Source organism: Candidatus Spongiihabitans sp., assembly GCF_965237845.1.
Classification (GTDB): Bacteria; Pseudomonadota; Gammaproteobacteria; order Arenicellales; family Poriferihabitantaceae; genus Spongiihabitans.
Genome location: NZ_OZ250154.1, coordinates 1527660 through 1547758 on the forward strand (window position 1 = coordinate 1527660; position 20099 = coordinate 1547758).

General features: G+C 46.7%; 23 protein-coding genes. 5 read left to right on the top strand and 18 right to left on the bottom strand.

Translation table 11 applies throughout. The features are described from left to right. Positions 1 to 121: 121 nt before the first annotated feature. Positions 122 to 1204, top strand: a complete 1083-nt coding sequence (locus ACPXXB_RS07375) for a M23 family metallopeptidase (protein ID WP_423906046.1) — start codon at positions 122 to 124, stop codon at positions 1202 to 1204. Next, positions 1114 to 1575, top strand: a complete 462-nt coding sequence (locus tag ACPXXB_RS07380; RefSeq protein WP_423906048.1) for a bactofilin family protein — start codon at positions 1114 to 1116, stop codon at positions 1573 to 1575. The genes ACPXXB_RS07375 and ACPXXB_RS07380 overlap by 91 nt, the downstream gene beginning before the upstream one ends. 27 nt (positions 1576 to 1602) lie before the next feature. Here ACPXXB_RS07380 and ccmI read toward each other — a convergent pair whose 3' ends face one another. From ccmI to ccmA, 9 genes are all read right to left on the bottom strand, one after another. Further along, positions 1603 to 2835, bottom strand: coding sequence for a c-type cytochrome biogenesis protein CcmI (gene ccmI, locus ACPXXB_RS07385; RefSeq protein ID WP_423906051.1), 1233 nt, complete (start codon positions 2833 to 2835; stop codon positions 1603 to 1605). Then, complete coding sequence (locus ACPXXB_RS07390; protein ID WP_423911054.1) at positions 2832 to 3305, bottom strand: cytochrome c-type biogenesis protein; 474 nt, start codon at positions 3303 to 3305, stop codon at positions 2832 to 2834. Before ACPXXB_RS07390 ends, ccmI begins: the two co-directional genes overlap by 4 nt. Next, complete coding sequence (locus ACPXXB_RS07395) at positions 3305 to 3874, bottom strand: DsbE family thiol:disulfide interchange protein (protein ID WP_423906052.1); 570 nt, start codon at positions 3872 to 3874, stop codon at positions 3305 to 3307. Before ACPXXB_RS07395 ends, ACPXXB_RS07390 begins: the two co-directional genes overlap by 1 nt. Before the next feature lie 30 nt (positions 3875 to 3904). Then, a complete protein-coding gene (locus ACPXXB_RS07400; RefSeq protein ID WP_423906055.1) occupies positions 3905 to 5872 on the bottom strand; it encodes a heme lyase CcmF/NrfE family subunit in 1968 nt (655 codons plus the stop codon). Between the two features lie 10 nt (positions 5873 to 5882). Then, complete coding sequence (ccmE, locus tag ACPXXB_RS07405) at positions 5883 to 6395, bottom strand: cytochrome c maturation protein CcmE (protein WP_423906058.1); 513 nt, start codon at positions 6393 to 6395, stop codon at positions 5883 to 5885. 47 nt (positions 6396 to 6442) lie between these two features. After that, complete coding sequence (gene ccmD / locus ACPXXB_RS07410; RefSeq protein ID WP_423906061.1) at positions 6443 to 6604, bottom strand: heme exporter protein CcmD; 162 nt, start codon at positions 6602 to 6604, stop codon at positions 6443 to 6445. Continuing rightward, positions 6585 to 7385: a heme ABC transporter permease gene (locus ACPXXB_RS07415; protein ID WP_423906064.1), complete on the bottom strand. Its 801-nt coding sequence runs from the start codon at positions 7383 to 7385 to the stop codon at positions 6585 to 6587. Before ACPXXB_RS07415 ends, ccmD begins: the two co-directional genes overlap by 20 nt. Positions 7386 to 7502: 117 nt before the next feature. Next, positions 7503 to 8156 carry a heme exporter protein CcmB gene (gene ccmB / locus ACPXXB_RS07420; protein WP_423911057.1) on the bottom strand — a complete coding sequence of 218 codons (654 nt, stop codon included), beginning with the start codon at positions 8154 to 8156 and terminating at the stop codon, positions 7503 to 7505. A gap of 22 nt (positions 8157 to 8178) precedes the next feature. Then, positions 8179 to 8880, bottom strand: coding sequence for a cytochrome c biogenesis heme-transporting ATPase CcmA (gene ccmA, locus ACPXXB_RS07425; RefSeq protein WP_423906067.1), 702 nt, complete (start codon positions 8878 to 8880; stop codon positions 8179 to 8181). 67 nt (positions 8881 to 8947) lie between these two features. Between ccmA and dinB the strand changes: the two genes are divergently transcribed. The 3 genes from dinB (at position 8948) to ACPXXB_RS07440 (ending at position 10728) form a co-directional block, all read left to right on the top strand. Beyond that, positions 8948 to 10138, top strand: coding sequence for a DNA polymerase IV (dinB, locus tag ACPXXB_RS07430; protein ID WP_423906069.1), 1191 nt, complete (start codon positions 8948 to 8950; stop codon positions 10136 to 10138). A 120-nt stretch (positions 10139 to 10258) separates the two neighbouring features. Then, positions 10259 to 10507 carry a type II toxin-antitoxin system HicA family toxin gene (locus ACPXXB_RS07435; RefSeq protein ID WP_423906072.1) on the top strand — a complete coding sequence of 83 codons (249 nt, stop codon included), beginning with the start codon at positions 10259 to 10261 and terminating at the stop codon, positions 10505 to 10507. 2 nt (positions 10508 to 10509) lie between these two features. Next, positions 10510 to 10728, top strand: a complete 219-nt coding sequence (locus tag ACPXXB_RS07440; RefSeq protein ID WP_423906075.1) for a type II toxin-antitoxin system HicB family antitoxin — start codon at positions 10510 to 10512, stop codon at positions 10726 to 10728. A 119-nt stretch (positions 10729 to 10847) separates the two neighbouring features. Here the strand turns inward: ACPXXB_RS07440 and ACPXXB_RS07445 are convergent, their stop codons facing one another. From ACPXXB_RS07445 to ACPXXB_RS07485, 9 genes are read right to left on the bottom strand one after another with little or no spacing between them, the layout of a single operon-like run. Next, positions 10848 to 12647 (bottom strand): site-specific DNA-methyltransferase, encoded by a 1800-nt coding sequence (locus ACPXXB_RS07445; protein ID WP_423906078.1) that lies wholly within the window; start codon positions 12645 to 12647, stop codon positions 10848 to 10850. Between the two features lie 23 nt (positions 12648 to 12670). After that, a complete protein-coding gene (locus ACPXXB_RS07450; RefSeq protein ID WP_423906081.1) occupies positions 12671 to 12970 on the bottom strand; it encodes a hypothetical protein in 300 nt (99 codons plus the stop codon). A 22-nt stretch (positions 12971 to 12992) separates the two neighbouring features. Beyond that, positions 12993 to 13424 (bottom strand): SDH family Clp fold serine proteinase, encoded by a 432-nt coding sequence (locus ACPXXB_RS07455; RefSeq protein ID WP_423906084.1) that lies wholly within the window; start codon positions 13422 to 13424, stop codon positions 12993 to 12995. Continuing rightward, positions 13424 to 13612, bottom strand: coding sequence for a hypothetical protein (locus ACPXXB_RS07460; RefSeq protein WP_423906086.1), 189 nt, complete (start codon positions 13610 to 13612; stop codon positions 13424 to 13426). The genes ACPXXB_RS07455 and ACPXXB_RS07460 overlap by 1 nt, the downstream gene beginning before the upstream one ends. 60 nt (positions 13613 to 13672) lie before the next feature. Continuing rightward, positions 13673 to 16267, bottom strand: a complete 2595-nt coding sequence (locus ACPXXB_RS07465; RefSeq protein ID WP_423906089.1) for a DEAD/DEAH box helicase family protein — start codon at positions 16265 to 16267, stop codon at positions 13673 to 13675. A gap of 57 nt (positions 16268 to 16324) precedes the next feature. Then, a complete protein-coding gene (gene panC, locus ACPXXB_RS07470; RefSeq protein ID WP_423906091.1) occupies positions 16325 to 17212 on the bottom strand; it encodes a pantoate--beta-alanine ligase in 888 nt (295 codons plus the stop codon). A gap of 40 nt (positions 17213 to 17252) precedes the next feature. Next, positions 17253 to 17912 (bottom strand): HAD family hydrolase, encoded by a 660-nt coding sequence (locus ACPXXB_RS07475; RefSeq protein ID WP_423906093.1) that lies wholly within the window; start codon positions 17910 to 17912, stop codon positions 17253 to 17255. Beyond that, the gene (ubiG, locus tag ACPXXB_RS07480) at positions 17909 to 18673 is read right to left on the bottom strand and encodes a bifunctional 2-polyprenyl-6-hydroxyphenol methylase/3-demethylubiquinol 3-O-methyltransferase UbiG (RefSeq protein ID WP_423906096.1); all 765 of its coding nucleotides are present in this window, start codon (positions 18671 to 18673) and stop codon (positions 17909 to 17911) included. The genes ACPXXB_RS07475 and ubiG overlap by 4 nt, the downstream gene beginning before the upstream one ends. A 55-nt stretch (positions 18674 to 18728) precedes the next feature. Next, positions 18729 to 20042, bottom strand: coding sequence for a TRZ/ATZ family hydrolase (locus ACPXXB_RS07485; protein WP_423906099.1), 1314 nt, complete (start codon positions 20040 to 20042; stop codon positions 18729 to 18731). Positions 20043 to 20099 lie beyond the last annotated feature (57 nt).

Below are 20099 nucleotides of genomic sequence, written 5' to 3' on the forward strand. Positions count from 1 at the left end.
ATACTCGTTAATGAAAAGTTTTTCGGAATCAGGTACGCTAAGGCGTTCCACAATTGAAAAAATGAAATTAATAAAGTAGTGCAATAAAGATTGTGTGCCAACAATTTTATATCAATAAAACATGAAAAATCGCCTAAAAAATCCCACAAGAAATCGTTGGGCAATCACCATATCAGATAATCTCGAATCGAAACATTTTTTCGTTAAGACCACAGCAAAAAGAAATCTGATTATAGTTAGCGTTGCCGTTTTAGTCATCGTTTTTACCTCAGTTGGCACTAATATTTTTCAATCCAACGCCGTCGCATCGCTTGCTTTTGAAAAAGAAAATTTAAACAAAAAATTGATTCGATTCGACAGTTTAATCTCTAATCTTAATCAAATAATCGCCAGTAATCAGCAGCAAGCAACCCAGATTAGTAAAGAACTTGTAGAGATTGAGAGGTTCAGTGGAATGGATACCGATGATTTAGAGTTTTCCCTCGAACAACGTATAAAACTGATTGGAAATTTTTATAACGCCAAGGAACAAGAATATTCAGAAATCGGTAACCGGATGCAGCAAATAGAAAAAGTTATCGGAATCAGTGAAAAAAATTCGAGCCAGAAAGAATCGGACCTCACATCCAGAGTTGATCTGGCAGGTTTGACTGCAACTCAGGAACGAATACTGCACGACAGCATCCCAAGCGGCTATCCCCTGGAAAATCGCGTAATCACCAGTAATTTTGGCATGAGAAACCATCCGGTTACGAAAGTCAGGTCTTTCCACAAAGGGGTGGATCTGCGGGCAAAAACCAGCAAGAAAATTTTTTCAACAGCAGATGGATTGGTCAGCAGCGCCGACTATTCTAATCTTAGCGGCAATCAGATTGTTGTGTTGCATAACTTTGGATTTGAAACACGATATTCCCACCTAAAAGAAATGCTGGTCAGTGTTGGAGATGTAATCCGCAAAGGTGACTTGATTGGCTATTCTGGCAATACCGGCAGAAGCTTGGCGGCACATTTACATTACGAAATCCGGTATCTTCGTAAACCAATCGATCCATTTCAGTTTTTGGAGTGGGAGTTTGGCGCGCACGACATTTTCACACAAGTCAGAGGTATAAAATGGCCATCTTTAATAAGCTTAATCAACAAACAGATTGCTCATCAAACATTACAACTATCGCAGCTGGAGCACACGTTACTGGTAAAATAAATGTAGAGTGTGAGCTGCATATCGATGGTGAGGTCGATGCAGAAATAAACTCCACCGGAGTGGTCAAGATTGGCCAATCCGGTGTCGTGAAGAGCAACCTGCGAGCGAATACTTTAATCATTACTGGCAAATTTCTTGGGGATGCTGAATGCGAATCCATTGAGCTTATTTTAGGTGGAGAAGTAGAGGGCAAACTGAGTGCTAGCAGCCTCACCATAGACGCAAGCAGTTCATTTCAAGGGGAAAGTATTCGCAGACAATCAGGGGGATCTTCCAAGATTGTGGATTTCTCCAGCGAAGTGAAAAATAGTAAGGCTGATGAATTTGAATCCCCATTTTTAGCAGACGGATTAGATCAAGAAACGAAATAGTCACCGCCGAGAATCTGTTAAGGATGGCTATTCGACTATTCGATCGATTATCAACTTAGCGGTGGTTTTCTGGTTGTTCGTGGTAATCAACGTGGTATCGCTGACTAAATCCCCCGGCTGTTGAACAGGTTTTCCAGTTTTTGAGACTCTGGCCGAGACGGTTATTTTGTCAAACGATGCAATGCTCATACTGGGGAGCATGGCCATATTTTCGGTAAGCTCAATCTCAATTGGCAGGTCTTTAACCTGGTGCTTGCTTACTGCCAACGGTGCGCGGGGGCCTTTCAGGGCTTTAGCAAAAACGAACACGAAGTCATTTTTATCTGCTTGGGCAACGAGATTATCCGCAAGCATGACTTCAACGGCTATTACTTTCCCGATCGCATGATCGGTTGACCTCTGCTTTTGTGTATCGTTGTTTACATTATCAGAGTTACGATTGCGCTCAATCAATCGCTCAATTTTATCTACGGATTGTGGGTCGTCTATCACCAAAGGCAAGAGGGTGTTTAGATGGACAAGTGCCCCGTCACGGTCGCCCAGGCTTTCAGAGCCCAGGCTTGCCATCCACAATGCGTTGACATGATTTGGATTGATCGAAAGCGCTTTTCCGATTCGATCTTTGGCAGCAGGGGTATATACATTCCCGGTTAGCATTATTTCCGCATCCGCCCAGGCGGCTAAAAAATCGGGGTTTCCGAGCACCAGGGCGTTTAGTTTTGCATAGGCGGATTCTGCCTTGTCGTAGTCGCCTAATGTCATATACGTTCGGGCAGCAAGTTCCCAGCCTTGAGGATTCTCGGAATCCCGATCAAGTTTTGCTTCCAGTTGTACTAGTAATTCGTCAATATCAAATTTGTTGCCTGGTTGTTTAGCTAACTCAATTTCAGCAATAGTTTGCACCGCAAATTGGGGGCTGCCTAAATAACTGTATAGACCCAGGCTCAGCAGGGGTATCAGCAAAATAATCAACACCCCCCAACCCTTGAATACAACGGTTGATGTGCCAGGTTCAATCGTCTTATTATCTTCAAGCAGATCTTCAAGCAAAGCAGCCTGCAGTTCGAGTTGGGCTTCCTCGATATTTGTTTCTCCATGGTCCTTGAGCGGTTCTATTTCCTGCATACGTTGCCGGGCTATATTTACATTTGCGGCATCCCGGTTAGTCGCAACGATTTTCCGCTTATTTCTCAGCGCCGGAAGAATCATCAATATAGGAATCATTATAATCCCAAGCAGGAGTGCGTAAAATATAATCACAAGGCAGACTTATCTATGAGAGACTTTGCGTTAGCCAGCTGTTGTTTGGAAAATTTGGTGTGAGTGGGTTGCCGCGGCTTGCGAATTTTGAGCAGTGCGAAACCCGCAATGGCAATTAAAATCACGAAAGGAGAAAACCATAAAAGCAGCGTAGCGGGCGTGATTCGTGGACGGTATAAAACAAACTCGCCATATCGTTCAATCATGTATTGAATGATTTCGTCATAATTTTTGTCCTGCCTTATCATTTCATATGACTTTCGTCTGAGGTCTTTGGCAAGGTCTGAGTTAGAGTCGGCCAGGCTTTGATTCTGGCAAACCAGGCAACGCAATTCTTTTATTACTTTCTGGTAGAGCGCATGTTGATTCGGGTTATCGAAATCCGCGATATCCACCTGTGCCGATACCGACAGGCACGGCAACATAATACACAGCAGCATAACCCGCATTTTAATGACGGGAAGGAGCATCAAGTTTTTTCTTCTTGTAACGAAATGACCAATGGAATAATTTTGTTTTGTACATCATCATTGGTTAACGGGCCGATATGTTTGAGGCGAACGATACCCTGTTTATCAATGACAAAAGTTTCCGGAACGCCATAGACGCCATAGTCGATACCGACATCGCCAGTTTGGTCAAGCGCAATCACAGTATAAGGATTGCCAAATTGCTGCAGCCATTTGCGCGCCTCCGCTACGCTATCTTTATAGTTTAGACCGACTATGTCGGCCAGTCCGCTGTGCGACAACTGAACCAGTAAAGGATGTTCGTCACGACAGGCGACACACCACGATGCCCATACATTGAATAGCCAAACTTTTCCCAGCAGGTCTTTTTTGAACAACCTGTCTTTTTTGTACGGAGTTGACATCATTTGAGATTGCTCCGATGTTATTAAAGTTGGCAATGAAAATTCCGGAGCGGGTTTGCCAATGAATGGAGAGGGAACTTCACCGGGGTTACGATTTAGCCCTATCGCCAAAAACCCAACCACAACGATAAATACCGTAAAGGGAAATAATGTTTTCTTAAACACAACGCAGGCTCAAATATTAAATTGCAAATATTAAGTCGCCAGATTAGCGAGTTTGGAAATTTTTGCGGTCGCCGCTTTTTGACCATACCTACGATCAGTCGCGCCGAGGAAACCACCTAATGCCATAATCAATGCGCCCAGCCAAATCCAGCGAATAAACGGCTTAAAGTAAATCCGTACCGCCCATACCTGATCGTTTTCCAAAGGCTCCCCTAAAGCAATATATAAGTCGCGGAAAAATCCAGGATCAATAGCAGCCTCGGTCATGGGGTTTTTTTGAACCAGATAAATTCGTTTTTCCGGAAACAGTCGGGTTACCGGTTTATTATTTTCCAATACCTCAAACTTGCCGCGAATGCCCTGATAATTTGGCCCGGTAAGCCGTTCAGTGCCATTGAAAATAAATTGATAGTCATAGATTGAATATTGCTCGCCGGCCTGCATGCGAATGTCACGCTCGACGCTATAAACATTGGTCAAGGTAACGCCAATGACAAACACGCCTATGCCAATGTGGGCCATGGTCATGCCGTAGAAACCTCGCGGTGTTGTGGCTAAACTTTTCAGTCGTCTTCCGGTGTGTCCTCGGTCGGCCAGACCCTTCAAACTCAGAATGATCACAAAGCTTCCCGCGAACACGCCTAAAGCCGCCGCCAGTGAGTAATGTGGCATCAATAGCGGAATTGATAATCCCGCTGTCGCACTGATCGCCAAAATCACGATAACAACGCGATTGATTCGTTTAAGACGGTCTTTTTTCCATCGAATCAATGCGCCGATACCGATCAACATCACCAGCGGCAACCCGATCAATGCGAAGATCAGATTGAAGTAGGGCGGGCCTACCGAAATTTTACCCAGCCCCAACGCATCCAGAACCAATGGATAAAGCGTTCCCAGCAGAACCGCAAAACAAAGCACGCCAAAAAATATATTGTTTAAAAGTATGGCTGTTTCCCGAGAAATGATTTCAAACTTAACGTGGCTCATAATGGTGGGGGCGCGCCAGGCGTACAGTAGCAACGATCCGCCAATGACCACGCTTAAAAATATTAATATAAACAATCCTCGGGACGGGTCAGTGGCAAAAGCATGCACTGAAATTAAAACCCCCGAGCGCACCAGGAAGGTGCCTAATAACGATAGCGAAAACGCAAAAACAGCAAGCAGAATAGTCCAGGCCTTAAACACGCCACGCTTTTCCGTTGCGGCAAGGGAATGGATTAATGCGGTGCCAATTAGCCAAGGCATGAAAGAGGCATTTTCCACCGGGTCCCAAAACCACCATCCGCCCCAACCTAACTCATAATAGGCCCACCAGGAACCCAGGGCAATACCAATGGTTAAAAACATCCATGCGATATTGGTCCACGGGCGCGACCAACGCGCCCACGCCGCGTCGAAGCGACCGCTTATCATCGCCGTCAGGGCAAATGAAAATGCCACTGAAAATCCCACATACCCCAGATAAAGTATTGGCGGGTGTACCGCCAGTCCGAAGTCCTGGAGCAGGGGATTTAAATCCCGGCCTTCCGCTGGCACCGGCAGCATCCGCTCAAACGGGTTGGAGGTAAATAGCATAAATAATAGAAATCCCACGCTGAGCATGCCCATTACGGCGAGAACGGTTGCGGATATCGACTCTGGAATAGAGCGGGTGAATAAGCTCACTGCACCGCTCCAAACGCTCAGGATGAAAACCCAAAGCAGTAGAGAACCCTCGTGACCGCCCCAGACCCCGGAAATTTTATAAATCAGGGGTAAATGGGAATTGGAGTGGCTGGCCACATATTTGACTGAAAAATCGTCTTGCAGGAAAGCATAAGTTAAACAGATATAGGCAAATGCAATGAGCACAAATTGAGCCTGGGCAGCAGGCTTGGCAAAAGCAATCCAGGTCACAATACCACGCTGTGCGCCGACAAGGGGCAGGCTGGCAAGCAGCAAACTTATCACCAGCGCCAGAACGAGAGCAAAGTGTCCGAGTTCGGGTATCATCAGAAATTACTTAGTCGTCTGTCTGGGTCTGGGGATTATGGGTGGTCTTGGTGGCTGCTGTAACCTCGGTAACCTGAGTCGTGGAGGCGGCGTAGTGTTTTTTATTGGCAGCCTTTAACGCATCGTTTACTTGCGGAGGCATGTAGGTCTCATCGTGTTTCGCCAGTACCTGGTCAGCCACAAAAACACCTTCGCGCATTGTTCCCGAAGCAACGATGCCCTGGCCCTCGCGAAAAAGATCCGGGAGAATGCCGACATAAGATACCGAAACAGTTTCCGCAGTATCGGTCAGGTCAAAAGTGACATTTAAATCGGTTTGATTTCTGTTAACGCTGCCAGCAACCACCATACCCCCTATGCGAAAGTTAGTTTGGGCGGGGGCTTGACCGGCAACAATCTGACTCGGGCTAAAAAATAAATTAATATTCTGCTGCAACGCCAATAGCGTCAGTCCGACAGCTGTGGAGATGCCGGCCACTAACAAGCCCAACGCCAGCAAACGCCGTCTTTGTTTAACGCGCATGATCGCTTTTCATCATAGTTTCATTGGCATGTTCATTGACAGGTTCATTAGCGGCGATAAAATAGCGACAAGGTTTGAATCAATTTTTTGTGTCGGCTTAGCGGCGCAAAATAGTTATACCCGAGCATGACAGCAAAAATGCCATAACTTATCCAGATATAAAAACCATGCCCGCCCATATTGAAAAACTCAACCATGCGCCTGCCCATTCATCTGATGTTTATGTACCAAGTTCTTCACCCACTGCGTTTGTCGTTCCTGATCCAGTAATTCACAACGAACACGATTGAACAAGCTGGCAATGAAATAAAAATTTATGGCGGCGAACATGATTAACAACGGAATCAGCATCTCAATATCCATCGCAGGTCGAGCCAGCCTGGTCACTGTTGAACCTTGATGCAAGGTATTCCACCATTCAACCGAGTAGTGAATGATTGGAATATTGACCAACCCGACAACCGCTAATAATGCTGCCGCGCGTGAGGCGGTGCGTTTATCCTCAATCGCGCTAATCAGCGCCATATACCCAAAGTATAAAAACAACAACACCAATTCAGAAGTCAATCGGGCATCCCAAATCCAGTAGGCGCCCCAAGTGGGTTTTCCCCATATGGCGCCTGTCACCAATGCACAAAAAGTAAAAACAGCACCCAATGGTGCGCAGGCGCGAGCCACCGCGTGGCCTAGTTTAATTCCCCAGATTAACCCGGTGGCGGCGGCAACGGCCATGACCACATAGGTGAACATCGACATCCATGCACTGGGCGCATGGATAAATATAATACGATAGCTGTCGCCCATTTGATAATCCACGGGCGCGACAATCAACCCATAATACAAACCAATCACGAATAATAACAATGCTGTAACCCCGCATCGGGTCGCCCACCTCTGTGCGAAGCCATAAAAATAAACAGGCGAGCCAAATCGATGCAACCACAGCCAGGATTTATTCGGCGAACGGGCATGAATATCGGGATTTTGCATCGGGGTTTTGCGCAAGGACTAGCGATGTGACTGTCAAATTAATTGATAACAGTTATGGGACGGGCATTGTACTTTAAACCTGTCACCTATATTCGGATTTGGCTGTGGCGTTCACAATTAATTCAAACTAATTCTTACGGCTGCGGCAATAGCAAAGGGAGCAAGGGTCAAGCACAGTATTAATATCGCCGCAAGCAGATATATTTGTCCTGCCCAGTTGGTTTGCAATGCGGCTGCCTGAATAGCGCTACTGCCAAATATTAAAACCGGCAGGTACAACGGTATAATGATTAAAGTTAAAAGCACACCGCTTTTGCGTAAGCCCACGGTGAGGGCGGCGCCGATGGCGCCAATCATACTCATAGCAGGGGTTCCCAATAACAAGCTGAGTAACATGGCCAAAAATGCGGAACCGGGTAGATTGAGCATAATTCCCAACCCCATCGCGATTAAGATTAAAGGCAGTCCGGTGATTAGCCAATGCGAACAAACTTTTGCAACTACCAGAATAGGCAATGGGTGTGGGCTCAAAACTAATAATTCCAGCGTGCCGTCCTCATATTCCGAGCGGAAAATACCATCCAGCGCCAGCAGCGTGGCAAGCAGCGCCGCGACCCAAATGATGCCCGGCGCCAATTTTTGCAGGAACATCGGCTGCGGGCTGATCGCTAATGGAAACAGGCTGACGGTAATAATAAAAAACAATGCGGGGTGAAAAATTTCGTTAAAGTGTCGAAAAGCGATGGCAACGTCCCTGCAGACGATGGCCATGAAAGTCGTTATCAATGAATTTCTATGTTGTGGCACGATAATCTAAAGCGTAATCGCCCGGTTCAATCATATGGCGCAAATGAAGTTGTTGATGAAATTCATTACCGAAGTCCAGAGCCTGGTGGCTGGTGTAAACGATAATGCCTCCCGAATTTATATGAGACATCATGATTTTCTGGAGTAGTGCAATGCCTTCGCTGTCCAGTGTTGTAGCGGGTTCATCCAGTAGCCACAATTGTGCGTTGCTCCTTAAAACCCTTGCTAGCGCAATCCGTTGTCGTTGTCCGGCAGAAAGCTGAAAACATGGGGAATCCGCCAGCCCCATCACCGCCATGATTTGTAAACTTTGTGCAACAGAAATAGCGGGTTTATAATGCTCCAGGCTACCGAGAAATGATAGATTTTCGCCAGCTGTCAAGTTGTCTTTCAAGGCAATTTTATGTCCTAGATAATTCAATGAAGCAAAATATTCAAAGGGGTTGTCGGTAATGTTATCGCCATTCCAGGAAATCGTGCCTTGTTCGGGCCGGGACAAACCGGCGAGAATGCGCAGCAACGATGTTTTCCCTGAGCCATTTGCGCCCATTAACTGCAACGCCGAAGCTGACTTCAGCTTAAAATTCAAGGCCGTGAAAAGTTGGGTATAACCACGCACACATTCAAGATTCGAGATCTCAAATGTGGTCTCATTGGCAAAGGATGGTCTAGTATCAATTACGGGCAACAGAACTTAATCCGGTAAAATCGTCATAGTGTACCTTACTTAACCGATTGAACCGTGCGATTGAATTTTGATTCTACACATTGACATGGATGCATTTTATGCGTCTGTTGAAGAACGCGAAAACCCCGAACTGAAGGGCAAGCCGCTAATCGTGGGCGGTCAGGCGTCAACGCGTGGTGTTGTCGCCGCCGCGAACTATGCCGCAAGAAAGTATGGTATTCATAGCGCGATGCCGACTGCCAGCGCAGTAAAAAAATGCCCGAACCTATTAATTGTTAAGCCGCGTGGTGAGTTGTACAGTAAAATTTCAAAACAAATACGCACTATATTTTACCGCTATACCCCAATTATTGAGCCACTTTCTCTGGACGAAGCATTTCTTGACCCGCAAGGCAGCGAACGGCTGCATGGCGATGCCGAAGCAATTGGTCGGCAAATTAAAACAGACATCAAGGCCGAACTGGATTTGGTTGCCTCGGTGGGAGTGGCGCCCAATAAATTTGTTGCCAAACTGGCAAGTGATTTCGGCAAGCCGGATGGATTCATCATCGTCAAACCTGATGACGTTCAGGCATTTCTGGATCCGTTGCCAGTAAATAAGATCTGGGGCGTTGGCAAGGCAGCCAATGTCAAATTGTCCAGGCACAATATCAGAACGGTCTGTGACCTGAAAACCAAATCACCCCAATTCCTTGATCAGTTATTTGGGCAATATGGCGAGCAGTTATGGCGCTTGGCTCATGGCATCGATGAGCGAAAAGTGACACCAGACAGCGAAGTTAAATCGGTTTCCCAGGAAACCACTTTCGCTCAGGATCTAACTTACTATCGGTCCATTGAATCCACCGCCTTGTATCTCACCGAAGAGGTCGGTTATCGGCTGCGAGAATCCGCGCTTAAAGGTAAAACGGTGACCATAAAAATTCGCTACGATGACTTCAAAACCATCACCCGATCGCGCAGCCTCTCTTTTCAAACCAGCCAGACTAACCAGCTGTGGAAAGTTGTAAAAATGCTTTTCGAGGAAGCCTTGGGGAATAAATCTTTTGCTATTCGCTTGATTGGCGTTGGCATCTCGAATTTTAGTGAAGCAAATTTTAGTGAAGATAAAGAGTTAGCGACACAAGCAGATTTATTCGACACTCCGCCGAAAACCCCCAACTCCGAACCAAAGGGACAACTTCTGGATCAGCTAGCCGATGAAATTAAACATAAATTCGGCAAAGAGAGCATAAAACGCGGCAAGTCCATACAGTAAACCAGAAATAAGGCTTTCGATATCCTCGTGGTTGTTATGGTTGGTTTCTTCTGGATGACAATCAGAAAACAGGCTACAATGCGTCCGCAGTCTCGCAACGCACACTGAATCAAATCGAAAATGAAAAAGCAAAAACTCTTTCAAAAACTATTGTCAGATACTAAAAATATTCGATTTTCTGAAATACGAAAATGCACTGAGATTTTTGGCTTTAGGTTGGATAGAGTGAATGGCAATCATCACATATTTGTCCACCCTGATATTCCAGAATTGTTAAACTTGCAGAATGTTAAAGGGCAAGCAAAGCCTTATCAAATCAGACAATTCTTGCAATTGATAGAAATCCACAATCTGCAAATAGAGGAATGAAAATGAAAGACTACCACGTGAATATTTTTTATAGCAAGGAGGATGGCGGGTATATTGCCGATATTCCAGATTTAAGAAATTGTTCTTCATTCGGCAAAACGCCAGCGCAAGCATTGGGAGAGGCGCTCATCGCTAAAGAGGCTTGGTTGCGCTCGGCAAAGAGTAATAACAAACCGATTCCCGTTCCCGAATATAAGCCTGCGATATATCAAGTGGGGTGATGTGTAAATAGAGCGGAAATACAATCTTTAGTTATAGCGGTTTTAATATGGTTTTGTGCTACAGATTGTTAAAAATTTCTTCGTTTAAAATTGCGAATTAAGTTCCCTAACACCAAAAATTACTTAACAACAAACGTTTCCTCGCCCAGCATATCTACGATTTTCACCGCGACTTTGCATCCGGTGCGGGGCAACGTCAGTGTATATTCTCCTTTGACAAACTCATTCTTCTTGCGAGGTAGATCGCTTTCCACGATGTTAAAACGTTTGCCATCGTAATCGGTGTCGATTAACACACAGTCAATCTGCGCCCTGAAGTTGTCAATCTGTTCATCAAAAACCGTTCGGTCAATTTCCATCCTCGCAAGGATGGAAGGGCTGATGTAGTCGCTGATTTTCACCGCCGCCCGCTTGCCCTTTTTGGTGATGGCGATGGCGGCTTCGGCGGATTGATTGGTCACCATCCCGTCCTGCTGAATATCGCATACAGTGATTTTGTTGATCGGGTTTTTCTCTGCGGCAAGTTCTTTGATGATTTTCAATTCCGAGCCGTTGCAGAAAACAGTAATATCCCGCGTCTCGTCCGAACGGTTCGTTGCGATTTCATCCTTGATGATTTGAATGTCCAATTGCGTCAGAGGTTTATCCAGATCAACAATTTTCGCTAACTGGCCGCCGACTGTTCCGTCAAAAAACAAATCCTTGCGATCAATTTGAATGCCGTATTTGGAGATGATTATTTTCTTGAGTTCGGCTTGTTTGGCATGGTCGTAGTTATTCACCCGATAATGAATCAATCCGCGCCCGTTTTGTTCCACAAGGTCGCCGTTCTTGCCATTGAATACGCCTTGCAACCGTTTGATGGTGGTTTGGATCGCGCCCTTGTTCAAGTCCGCCATAATCCAGCGGCGGCCCAATTTCTCCGCAACCGCCGCGGTGGTGCCGCTACCGCAAAAGCAATCTAATACGATGGATCCTTCGTTGCTTGAGGCTTTGATGATGCGCTCTAAAAGGGCTTCGGGTTTTTGGGTGGGGAATTGCATATTTTCAGCAGAAGTTGGTTGTTGTTGGAAAGACATTACATCATCCCAAACATCACCAAACGGCTTGCCCTTGTTCTTTACATCGTCTAAGTAGCGTTTAATTCCATGAGCAACTAGATACTTGCCTTTCTTATCTTCTTGATTAAACATATTTAGGTATTTTTCAGTATGCGGCTGAAGTTGTCGATTAAACGTCCCTTCTCCTTTGGAATAATAAAGGATGCTGTCGTGTCCTCTTATCCAATTTTTTGCTTGAGTCTTAAATCCCGAAAGAACAGTAATATCCCAAATTATTTCTCGATTAAAATTCTCACCCCCAAACACCTCGTCCAGCAAAAATCGCAAGTGGTGATTCTTGTTTTCATCACAATGCAAATAAATACTCCCTTTGTCACTCAACAATTCCCGCATCAAGATCAACCGCTCATACATGAACTGCAAATAATTATCGTTTGCCCAAATATCCTCGTATTGCGCCTGTTCAATGAAAGTATGCCTCTCGCCAGTGAGTTTCCCATTGTCCCCATTTCCATTGCCGTTTCCATTGCTCACGCCGCGCAATTTCACCTTGCGCACATAATCCGCGCCGGAATCAAATGGCGGGTCAATGTAAATCAGATCAATTTTCCCTCGAAACCCTGAAACTAAAAGAGAAGATAGAATTTCCTTGTTGTCGCCGTGAAACAGCAGGTTGTAATCCGCTTTGATAAATTCCTTGTAAGACGGTTCGGCGGGAGGCTTTTCAACGCCAACGGATTCGCATAACTGCGCTGGAAAATGCCGCACCACATCCAACGGCTTCTTGCCAACCCAATGCAACATCGGGCGACCTTTGAGCGGGGTGATTTTTAAGAGCTTCGGATTTTTAGCAGACATATTCGATATCAGGTGTTGGCAGTCTAACTTAGCACCTGATACACACCCTTGCCCAGATGATTTTCGACAATTTTTATACAGGGGGTGCTTTCAAAAGTTACGGTAGTTGCATGAAAAACAGAAAGAACTGCATCCTGCAGATCCTGATCTTCTTCCAAACGTTTTACTGTAAGATTTAGTGACTGAAGTTTGTTAAAATCTAACGGACGATTATGTATTTTGTGCCTATTTGCATCCGCTAAAACTTCAGCAACTCTTTCTGCTTTTGGCTTATCCAATTTCATGTATTTATGAAGCCAGTCAGCAACCATTTCTTGAGACAACTGTATAGCTCTCGCACAATCATCAAGTAATCCTGGCGGCCAGTTCGCAATTCTGGTAGTCCACAGCGGCGCACGCAATCATGGTTGCGGCAGACATCGCATTTTGCGGCACAATTACGCGAATGTATTGGTATTGTTTGCGTAGATAACAAACAATTTGTTCAGCCGCCGCCAACGAACCGCCGGGAGAATGCAGAATTAAGTCCAGTTTGTCGTTGCGGGTTTCCGAAGCACGTCTTAATTCGGAAATCACCGACATCAAATGCTGGACATCTGAATCGTTAATGCTGACCAGAATCCCCGGAATATTCGGCGCTGATTGCGAAAAATTTGCTGCGTATAAAATGACATCTCGTTTCACGAGGTCATTTAGTTTTTTCAAATAGTCTCTACGGAGCACATCTTGCGGCTGTGTTTCCGTAACCATACGCCGAATATCGGATAAATTGGGCATTATGGGTTTTTATATGAACCACTGGTGAGCGTTTCTACTTTCACAGGCGGTGGCTCTTTGACCGACAGTTTGTAAGCTAATTCAACCGCCTCTTTCAGTTCGTCCGATATCTGCCGACTTCCTTGACGAACAATATTTTGTCTTTCCAGCTCAAGTGGACCGGGATTCAAGGTTGTTCGGTTGCTCATTGTTGTTTCCTCCTCAGGTTGTTAAAATTAGTGTTGCGTTAATGGATTGTAGTCATCAAATCATCCGCATTTTACCCACTCGTGGATTTCACCCAGAGCGCCGGATGGCATTACACTTCCGTCGCAGTATATAACATGATAGCGGAACATATTAACGTTGATTTGCGCCAACCGCTCCACCGCCTTTTTCTTTGCTTCTACTATTGGATCGCCTTTCTCATTCTCGGCCTTGACCTCAATAATGTAAAACTCTCCGGTGTTCTTAACAAGGACAAAATCAGGGAAGTAGCGATGATACCGCTTGTCCTCGCCCATATACTCAAAATGAAAGTCGGTTTTTTTCGGGTCGGTCAGCCCACCAGTGAATAGAAACGCTTCCACTTCATCGGGATTGGTATTGAGTACGGATAAAACTTGTCTAAACAAGGTGCGTTCCGGACCGCTGTCAAAGTTGTAGGGCGTGTAGTGAAAACTCAACTCATGTGTGTCTGCGTAATCGCTATTCGCGGCAAGTAGCCCGCCGTCTTTCATCCGCTCATAAGTTTTCTTCAGCAAGCGCAAATGGTGGACATAAACGCCGTATTCATCCTTCTCAAAAATCTCTTTTCCCTCCTCATCGTGAACCCGAATCAGCGCCAGCACCTCGGTTATTTTTTCTTCAATGGTTTTGTAGTTCGCCTGTTGCGTTTCCACCTGTTGAAACAATCCGTATAAGTGATTGTTCGGGAGTTCGCCTTTGGGATATAGCCCATTGAGTTGTTTCAAAGCCGGCATCATCGGCACATGGTATCTCGAAGCGATTTTCCAGGCGGCGGTATGGCAGTCCGTGGTTTTCCTTACGGCAGGCAGTTCTTTTGTATCGCCGGTCGGCATCAGGATTTCCATTGGCCCGCTGAAATCCGGGGTCAGTATGTTGCGCAGTATTACCGGGGCTTTTTGCGATTTCGGTTTTTCCAGCGTGATTTTTCCATTTGGTGGTTCAGCCCGCACAGCCCGTTTAACCGTGCGAGTGATTTCCAGTTTCGGCAGTTTCGTTTTCAGGATACGCAAGGTTACGGTTTCTTTATCCCTTGCTCCCGCACTAAGCCGGTCAAGGTCGGTGCCAAAGTTGTTCTGCAGTTCCTTGTCCAGAATCATGGCATTGCCGTAATCCAGAAAGATTTTTGCCGAGTGTTGATTGCCCGGCACCTGCCGCAAACAGCGAGTCGCGGCTTGCAGCACATAATTATTGCTGGTTTGCTTTTTTATTAGCGCGCAGGCAAACAAACTGGGGCAGTTCCATCCTTCCACACCTTTGCCGATCAGCAGAATCACCCGCTTCTGGTTGGCGGGATTATTGAGCCGTTTGAAATCGTCAATTTCTGCGGAACTTGATGTCTGCGTATTCACTAGTATTTGAGAGACGCTTTCCCCTGTGCTTGTCATGGCCCGCTCGATCAGCAAACGGGACTCGTCCAAGTGCCGTTGCGTCTTAAAATAAAAAGCAATCTTCGCCTTGGAGCCGTCGGCAAGCGAAACCTTGCCATAAGTATTGAAAAACTCACGGATGATGTCATCAAACACTTCGTGCTCCGCTCGTTCTGCGATGTCGTATTGATGAATCCCGTTATTGAGGTCTTTGAGAATGTTGTCCTTGATACCATCGCCAAGCCCGTACCAGACAATCACTTCTTTTAGGATTTGCTTTTTATAGTATGGCGTTCCGGTGGTATTAATCACTGTTACTATGGGCGTTTGTGCGTGTATGTAGTTGATGGTTTCGCGCACCCTTTTTAATTTATCGAAAGTGTTTCCGTAAGTGTGATGCGCTTCATCGGAAAACACGCCGAGATTCGGTAGGCTTGCAATTTTTTGGAGCCTCAAGTTTGCCTGTACCTCCTCACGTTCAAAGGCATCTTTTTGTTGGTTTTTTCTCCTGTTGGCACGCAGACTGATTTTTTCAGTGTTAGTAACAATCAAGTTATAACTGCTGCCTTGCTGTGTCTGTATCTCTTTTCCCTTGCTCGGGAACTCAATTTTAAGGTTGGCGATGAAATCACGATGCAGATCGGGCGGTAAAATTTTCTCGTAAGGCATCCCGCTAAGTTCACGCAGGCTTTCTATAATGGTTGTGCCGGGCGCAAACACCAGCGCGTTTTTCATAAACTTTCCCTTCGGGTAACGCAACGCCATCGCAAACTCGGTGGCGATAATCGCGCCAATCAACACGGTCTTACCGGCGCCCATCGCCAAGGCGAGAATATAACTGGGGTAGTCTAAAATCACCGCTTCATGCAGTGCCTGAATTCTATTCTTTTTGACCCAATCTGAATCACTGCTGATTTTTTCGATAACACCGTCTATTTCCGCAAACTCCACAGCATCCCTTGAAAGCGGCACACCAAGGGCTTCAAAAAACGTTTCTTTATCATCGCCGTAATAATGCTTATAGAGGTCGATGATATGCGGCGTTTTCAATTTAAGACGGACATACCAGTAAGTTTCAAGCGCGGCAAACTGCGGCTCGCGCAGAAACTTGAGGGCCGGGCTGTCTTCCTGCGCTTCCTTTTGGAAGACAAGAATTTCGCCGATCAGGGTGTAGTCAGCACAAGCATATCCGCCCTTGCGCCACTGGACACTATCCTCGGTAAGTTTGTCAAACAGGGTATTTTCCATGCTCGGATTATAAGGCACTCGGTCGGCTATCGCCTCAATAACATTACCGCAATAAAATCAACGCCCTCCCAAATACAAATTATCTATTAACCTGACCTCTCCCACATAAGCGGCCACCAGCGCGCGGGCATTGGAAATTTCTGTGTTTGGGGTATGCGCGCTCCAATTATTCTGGTCGCGCACTGCGGCATAATCAATTGAAATATCGGGCGAAATATCGGGATGTGCAAGTTGCTCGCGCAGCTGTCGTTGCAATGCTGCCGGATCGTGTTGACCTATCTTCCAGGACTGTTTCGCTCTCGATAACGCTTGGTAAATATTGGATGCGACCTGCTTTTGATTTTCTGTTAGCCGTTGATTTCTTGATGACATCGCTAACCCGGAATTTTCACGAATGGTCGGGCAGGGGACTACGTCAATAATTAATCCTTCACCCTTAAGTCGTTGAGCGAGATGATTCACAACCAACGTCTGCTGATAATCTTTCTCTCCAAAATAGGCTCGACACGTCCCCACGGTTCTGAACAGACGTTCGACAATGGTAACCACGCCCTCTAAATGGCCTGGCCTGAATTTTCCTTCCAGCCCTTTTCCGGGAGGGCCGGGGTCATTCATTTTTATTTGCTTCACATCTTCCACTTCTGGAAAAAACTGTGCCAGTAAGCCGGTATAAACCATATCGCAACCGACGCGCTGCAAGGTTTCGATATCCCGTTGCCGATTTTGCGGATACTTTTTCAGATCATCGGGGTTGTTAAACTGCAACGGGTTGACAAAAATGCTTGCACAGGTTACTTCGTTTTCTGCAATGCTTCTGGCAACCAATGATAAATGCCCCTCATGCAGCGCTCCCATGGTGGGTACGTAACCGATGCTGATTTTTTCGTTGCGATGCCGGTCGCACCATTGTGAGGCCGCAGATGGAGAGGGCAGGGAGGTGATCATTGTTTAACGGTCAATTGACCTAGCCCTAATCCAGCTAGGGCTAATCCAGCCAGGCAGCAATTTCCTGAGGCTGTTGGATAACCTCGTCCGCATTCCACAGATTCGGATCATCCTGCTCAACAATATACCCCCAGGCTGCCGCCAACGTGGTCATACCGGCACGTTTTCCAGCTTGTACGTCGCGCTCATCGTCGCCAATATATATGGCTCGATCCGGGCTTGAGTTAATCTGTTTGCACGCATATAACAATGGCGCGGGGTGCGGTTTTCTCTCGGCCAGCGTGTCGCCGCTAACAACACATCCAACGCGCTTATGCAGTTGCAGTTCCCGCAACAACGGCTCGGTTAAAAATCCAGGTTTATTGGTTACGATTCCCCATTTTCGGCCGCTGTTTTCAATCTCCTCCAATATCGAATCCATGCCCGGAAAAAGCGCCGTATGACGACTTATTGCCTGCAAATAGATGTCTAACAACTCATGCCGCAATGCCGTAGCTTGCTCGCTTTCCGGCTTGCATTTAAACGCCAAACAGATCATGACCATGCCGCCTTTTGATACGAAAGGGCGGATGGCTTCCAGCGGCAACGGCGGTCTGCCGTGGTGCTCCAGAATGATATTTAATGCATTGCCCATATCCTGATGGGTATCCAACAACGTACCATCCAAATCAAAAAGAAAACCGTCGAATCTTTGACTCATTCAGTATCCTGCTTGGCGGCATCCTTAAAGGCAGCGCCTTTGGTGGTACGCATAATATAGTTCACTTCCAGCCCCGGCCCCAATCTATAACTTTGAAATATCGGGTTATAGTGTATTCCAGTTAATTCTTCAGTGCTTAAGCCAACCGCCTCGCTCCATTGATTAAGCTCGCTCGGTCGGATAAATTTTTCATAGTTGTGGGTGCCCCGCGGCACTAAATTAAGCAGGTATTCCGCGCCCACGATGGCGAATAAAAATGATTTTGGGTTACGGTTGATGGTCGAAAAATAAACCGTGCCGCCGGGTTTTACCATTTCACTACACGCATGAACGATGCTGGAAGGAGCCGGGACATGTTCAAGCAACTCCATGCAGGTTACGATGTCCCACTTACCCGGAGATTGCTGGGCAAGCTCCTCAGCAGTGATTTTTTTATAATCAATCTCGACCGCATTTTCCATCTCAGTCTCCAGGGCATGTAATCGGGCCGCATTAAGGGGCGCTTCGCCCATATCAATTCCGGTGACAGTGGCGCCACGCAGGGCCATGGATTCGCTCAGAATGCCGCCGCCGCAACCGACATCCAAAACCATTTTCCCATCCAATGGCGTGCGTTGATCGATAAAGTTCAAGCGTAGCGGGTTAATCTGATGCAATGGCTTAAATTCGCTCTCCGTATCCCACCATCGAGAAGCCAACTCGCTGAATTTTTTAATTTCAGCATCATCAACATTTTGCCTGTTGTCCGAATTCTTGCTCATTTGCTCGCTGATTATGACTGTCTAATGCCGATGTTTTAACCATATACGGTGGATTTCAGGCACTGATTTTGTCATGCCATTCGCCGGCCACAGCGCAGATTCGATCTAAATCCAGCGTGGTTAAAACCCCGTTTTCAAGCACTCTTCGCCCGGCCACCCAAACATCAGACACTTGATCCCGGTTCGCGCTATACACAATTTGACTGACCGGGTGATACACCGGCTGGGTGGCGCAATGGGATAAGTCGATGGCAGCCATATCGGCTTTTTTGCCGGCTTCGATAGAGCCGATACTATGCTCCAGCCCTAATGCTTTTGCGCCGTTTATGGTGGCCGCTGCCAATGTCTTATGGGCATTGAGGGTAGCCGGATCTTGGCTGAATCCCTTGGCCAGCAATGACGCCATTCTCATTTCACCGATCAGGTCCAAATCATTGTTGCTGGATGCGCCGTCGGTGCCGATGCAGACGTTAATGCCAGCCGCCGTTAACTTTGACATCGGGCAAAAACCGCTGGCCAGTTTCATATTGGACTCGGGGCAATGAACAACATGAACGCCGCACTCGGCAATGGTTTGAATTTCACCCGGCAATAACTGGGTCATATGTACCGCCAACAGCCGTGGCCCGAGCAAACCTAATTGCGCCAGGCGTTCAAGCGGACGCATGCCATAACGCGCGTTGGATTCCTCCACCTCATGCGCGGTTTCGTGAACATGGGTATGCACCTGACAATCAAGCTCTGCGGACAAGGTCGCAATTCTCTGTAACGGTTCATCGGATACGGTATAAGGCGCGTGCGGCGCGAATGCCGTGGTTATCAATGGCGAATGTCGCACTTGATCGCGCATTGCCAGCCCCTTATTGATGTACTCATTGGCATTTTGTGCCCACACAGTAGGAAAATCGATCACGATCATGCCGATACAAGCGCGCATACCCGCAGTCTCCGCGCAACGCGCCACCACGTCCGGGAAAAAATACATGTCGTTGAAACAGGTCGTTCCGCCCTTGATCATTTCCGCACAAGCCAGATTCGCACCGGCTTCGACAAATGCGCGATCAACCCATTTCGCCTCGGTCGGCCAGATATGCTCGGACAGCCACTGCATCAATGGCATGTCATCGGCAAAGCCGCGCAACAGCGTCATCGCAGTATGGGTATGGGCATTGACCAGTCCGGGGATTAGGGCATGATTGTCCAGAACGATCCTGGTACTGGAATCGTACCTGGCGTTTATTGCCGCCACCGGGCCATATTCAATGATTTCATCCTGATCTACCACAACCGCGTGCTCCAGCAGCACCGATTGCCGGGTATCTACCGGAATCAACCAATGGGGTTGAATAATTTGATCAACTGTTTGCATGAACGCTAAGCGTGAAAGAATTTAGTTGATTCTACCGTAGTTCAAGCGGTTCTTGCT